This is a genomic window from Actinoplanes nipponensis (assembly GCF_016862275.1).
GTDB lineage: Bacteria > Actinomycetota > Actinomycetes > Mycobacteriales > Micromonosporaceae > Actinoplanes > Actinoplanes nipponensis.
This window is the reverse complement of record NZ_BOMQ01000005.1, coordinates 1-4,680: the sequence shown is the minus strand read 5'-3', so window position 1 is coordinate 4,680 and position 4,680 is coordinate 1. Positions and strand designations below refer to the sequence as shown.

Below are 4,680 nucleotides of genomic sequence, written 5' to 3'. Positions count from 1 at the left end.
CGGGTCCAGGCTCGCGCGGTGCCGGGTCCAGGCTCGCGCGGTGCCGGGTCCAGGCTCGCGCGGTGCCGGGTCCAGGCTCGCGCGGTGCCGGAGCCTTGGCGCGGGCGTGGCGGGCCTGGGGTCGCGCGGTGCCGGGGCCTGGGCGCGGGGTGGGGGTCAGCAGGCCATCATTTCTGGGGTTACGGCGGCTTCGGTGTCTGGGATGCCCAGGTCGCGGGCGCGCTTGTCGGCCAGGGCGAGCAGACGCCTTATACGGCCGGCGATCGCGTCCTTGGTCAGCGGAGGGTCGGCGAGCGCGCCCAGCTCTTCCAGCGAGGCCTGGCGGTGTTCGAGGCGCAGGCGGCCCGCGGAGGTGAGGTGGTTGGGGGCCTCGTCGGCGAGGATCTCCAGGGCCCGGGTCACGCGCGCTGCCGCCGCCACGGCCGCCCGGGCGGAGCGGCGCAGGTTGGCGTCGTCGAAGTTGGCCAGCCGGTTCGCGGTCGCGCGCACCTCACGCCGTACCCGCCGCTCCTCCCAGGCCAGCACGCTGGAGTGCGCCCCGATCCGGGTGAGCAGCGCCGCGATCGCGTCCCCGTCCTTGATCACGACGCGGTCGACGCCGCGCACCTCGCGCTCCTTGGCGGTGATGCCGATGCGGCGGGCGGCGCCGCGCAGCGCCAGCGCGGCCTCCGGGCCGGGGCAGGTGATCTCCAGGGCGCTGGAGCGGCCCGGCTCGGTCAGCGAACCGTGCGCCATGAACGCGCCCCGCCACGCCGCGACCGCGCAGCAGACGTTGGCCGAGACGACGTGCGGCGGCAGCCCCCGCACCGGGCGCCCCCGGACGTCGAGCAGGCCCGTCTGCCGGGCCAGGGCCTCGCCGTCCTTGACGATCCGCACGATGTAGTGGCTGCCCTTGCGCAGGCCGCCGGAGGCGAGCACGTGCACCTCGCTCGGGTAGCCGTACACCTCGGCGATCTCCCGCCGCAGCCGCCGGGCCACCGCGCCGGTGTCGAGCTCGGCCTCGACGACCACCCGCCCGCTCACGATGTGCAGCCCGCCGGCGAAGCGGAGCAGGGCGGCCATCTCCGCCCGGCGGCAGCACGGCTTGGGCACGTCGACCCTGCTCAGCTCGTCCTTGACCGCTGCCGTCATCGCCATTTTCGAAGTCACCTCATGCTTGTTCGCGGTCTGCCAGTTGCTTAACGATCGGAGCCGAGGACGGGCACCAGTGCTGTGCCCAACGACTCAGGATCATGCTTGGGGCTGCCGTCCGCAACGGCCAGCGGCGCCAGCACCAGCCGCGCCCCCAGCGCCGCGGCGGCCCGGTGCACCGGATCGGGCTCGCCGACCCGTTTGTCGTCGGCCAGCACGACGTCCACCCGCAGCCGCGGCAGATACCAGTGCAGCGCGGCCAGATGATCCGCCACCGAGAGCCCGAAGGTCTCGTTGTCGGTGGCCAGGTTCAGGGTCACCAGCCGCCGGGCCGGGCTGGCCACGATCGCCTCGGCCAGCTCGGGCACCAGCAGATGCGGCAGCACGCTGGTGTACCAGCTGCCCGGCCCGAAGATCAGCCAGTCGGCCTCGGCGATGGCGGCGAGGGCGGGCGGGCAGGCGGGCGGCGAGGACGGCACGATCCGCAACGCCTCGACATGCCCGGTGGTGATGGCGACGGCGTGCTGACCGCGGACGGTGACGACCTCGTCGGGCCGCGCCGGATCGGCGCCGCGCACGTCGGCCTCGATCCCCACAGCGTGCGAGGCCATGGGCAGGACCCGCCCGCAGGCGCCGACCATGGCGGCGGCGTGCTCGAGGGCGGCGACGGGATCGCCGAGCAGCTCGAGCAGGCCGAGCAGCAGCAGGTTGCCGACGGCGTGGCCGGCGAGGGGGTCGTGCTTGCCGCCGACCGAGGCGATCCGCCGGTCGACGCTGCCCCAGCCGGTCTTGCCTGCGGGCCCGGCGTCCTGACCCGGCCCGGGGACGGGGCTCTCTGTATCCGGACCGTCGGCGGCTCCGGCGGCGACCCGGGCCGGCACGGTGGGGAAGTCCTCGATGCCGGTGCCGCGGCGGTCGGGCTTGCCGACGAGGGCGAAGCGGTGCTGCATGAGCGCCACCGTGCGCTGGTGGGCCGGGTCCTCGCCGGCCAGGGCGGCGAGGGCCATCCGCAGGTCGCCGGGCGGCAGCTGGGCGTCCCGCTCGGCGCGCAGCCGACCGCTGGAACCGCCGTTGTCGCCGACGGTCACCACGGCGGTAATCTCCAGCTCCAGCTCGGGCGCGCAGTGGCGCAGCCCGCGCAGCGAGGCGGCCAGCCCGTGACCGCCCCCGAACGCGACGACCTTGATCGGGCGCCGCGCCGCCGGGCCGCTGGAACCGGCGGTCGCGTCCGGGCCGCCCGCGGCGGTCGCGTCCGGGCCGCCCGCGGCCGGGGCGCTGGAATCGGCAGTCGCGTCGCGCCGCTCCGCCGCCGGGAGGCTGGAATCGGCGGTCGTGTCGTGCCGTTGCGCCGCCGGGTCGCCGGAATCGGCGGTCGTGTCGTGCCGTTGCGCCGGGCCGCCGCCCGGTCCCGCCGGCTGAGCCGTCGTCACTCCCGCCCCAGGTCGCGGTGCGAGGAGTGGGCGGACAGACGGATGTCGCGCAGCTGCGCGGTGAGCTCCTCGGCGATCGCGACGCTGCGGTGCTTGCCGCCGGTGCAACCGACCGCCACAGTCAGGTAGCGCTTGCCCTCCCGCTCGAAACCGGGCGCCGTCGCGGCGATGAGCTGCGCGTACGTACCGACGAAGTCGTGCGCGCCCTCCTGGCCCAGCACGTAGCCGCTGACGCCCTCCTCCAGGCCGGTGTGCTCGCGCAGCTCCGGCACCCAGAACGGGTTCGGCAGGAAGCGCGCGTCCATCACGTAGTCGGCGTCGGGCGGCAGGCCGTACTTGAAGCCGAACGACAGCACGGTGATGCGCAACCGCCGGGCGTCCTCGCCGCCGAACAGCTCCTCGACGCGGCGGCGGAGCTGGTTCACGTTCAGGTGGCTGGTGTCGATGATCACGTCGGACTGCTCGCGGGCCTCCTCGAGCAGCTTGCGCTCGGCGGCGATGCCGTCGGCGAGCCGGCCGTCACCCTGCAGCGGGTGCGAGCGCCGGACCGACTCGAAGCGGCGGATCAGCACCTCGTCGTCGGCGTCGACGAACACGACCCGCGGCGAGAAGCCGCGGTCCTTGAGCGCGCGGACCGCGCCGGCGAGGTCGGTGGAGAAGGCGCGGCTGCGGACGTCCAGCACCATGGCTGTACGCCGGGCGGCGCCGCCGGCCTCGAACGCGAGCTGGGCCATGTCGAGCATGAGGGCCTGCGGCAGGTTGTCGACGACGTAGAAGCCGACGTTCTCCAGGGCACGGGCCACGGTGCTGCGGCCGCCGCCGGAAACCCCGGTCACCACCACGAGGTCGGTGGCGGCCTCGTCGGGTGTGGGCTCCGGAACGAACTCCGGCATCGACTCGGTCACGCACTCCTCCTGAACCGCACTGCGCATGCGCCCCCTCCGGGCGGACACTGCATCCTAGGCCGAAGCGTCGACCCGGGATCGCCGGACGTGGTGTCCATTACCCGATCCGGTGCCCCCTGGGTCCGCCGGCGACCCCGATGAGCCCATCCCGTGAACGGCGTCCCCGCCGCCCGTATTCCACGATCAGTAGCCGTCGGCCGGGCTACGTCCCCCGGCTCGGATCCAGCGCGGCCACCGTGGGCGAGGAGGCCTCGGGGCCGGGCCGTGGCAGGTCGCCCCGCGCCAGGTCTCCCGCTCCGAGCTCCGTCGGAGGCGGGCCGCCCGGCTCCCCGACTGCCGCCGGCTGCTCGGTGGGGGTGGCCGTGTCGGAAGCCGGCCCGACCGGCCGGGCGACCCGGTTCCGGTTGGCGCCCGCCTTCGTCTTGCCCGCGCCGCCCGCGGCCGCGCCGCTCTTCTCCGGGGCGGAGTCGGGCCTCGTGGCGGTGTCGGGCTTCGTGGCGGTGTCGGCGAGGGCGGCCAGGACCGCCTCGGCCGTCCGCCGCCCGATGCCCGGGACCTCCGTGATCTCCTCCGGGGTGGCCTGGGCCAGCCGCTTGAGCGAGCCGAAGTGCCGCAGCAGCGCCTTGCGCCGCGTCTCCCCCAGCCCCGCGATGTTGTCGAGCGCCGACGCCGTCATGCGCTTGGAGCGGCGCTGCCGGTGGAACGTGATGGCGAACCGGTGGGCCTCGTCGCGCACCCGTTGCAGCAGATAGAGCGCCTCGGAGGTGCGGGGCAGGATCACCGGGAAGTCCTCGCCCGGCAGCCACACCTCCTCCAGCCGCTTGGCCAGGCCGCACAGCGCCACGTCGGTGATGCCGAGGTCGGACAGGACCGCGGCGACGGCGTTGACCTGCGGCTGGCCGCCGTCGACGACGACCAGGTTGGGCGGGTAGGCGAAGCGGCGCGGCCGCCCGGTCAGCGGGTCGATGCCGGGCAGCTCGCCGGCGACCGGCCCCGCGCCGAGCTCGGCGTCGCCGCCGTCGGCGAAACCGTCACCCGCACCACCATCGGAAGAATCGGCCGAGCCGGCCGACGAACCCGCCACGCCGGCCGACGAACCCGCCACGCCGGCCGACGAACCGGCCACTCCGGCCGACGAGCCCGCGAAGCCGGCCGCCCCGGCCGACGGACCCGCCACTCCGGCCGACGAGCCCGCGAAGCCGGCCGCCCCGGCC

4 protein-coding genes are annotated in these 4,680 nt (G+C 75.4%); all 4 read right to left on the bottom strand.

What is annotated here, in order from left to right; genetic code table 11:
• Window positions 1–156: 156 nt before the first annotated feature.
• Window positions 157–1,137 (bottom strand): DNA-binding protein WhiA, encoded by a 981-nt coding sequence (gene whiA, locus Ani05nite_RS00960; protein WP_184996434.1) that lies wholly within the window; start codon window positions 1,135–1,137, stop codon window positions 157–159.
• A 41-nt stretch (window positions 1,138–1,178) separates the two neighbouring features.
• A complete protein-coding gene (locus tag Ani05nite_RS00955; RefSeq protein WP_203762993.1) occupies window positions 1,179–2,318 on the bottom strand; it encodes a gluconeogenesis factor YvcK family protein in 1,140 nt (379 codons plus the stop codon).
• Window positions 2,319–2,557: 239 nt separating this feature from the next.
• Window positions 2,558–3,454 carry an RNase adapter RapZ gene (rapZ, locus tag Ani05nite_RS00950; RefSeq protein WP_203762990.1) on the bottom strand — a complete coding sequence of 299 codons (897 nt, stop codon included), beginning with the start codon at window positions 3,452–3,454 and terminating at the stop codon, window positions 2,558–2,560.
• A gap of 214 nt (window positions 3,455–3,668) precedes the next feature.
• Window positions 3,669–4,680, bottom strand: a 1,012-nt coding sequence (locus Ani05nite_RS00945; RefSeq protein WP_438845070.1) for a helix-hairpin-helix domain-containing protein, incomplete at its 5' end; no start/stop codon positions are given.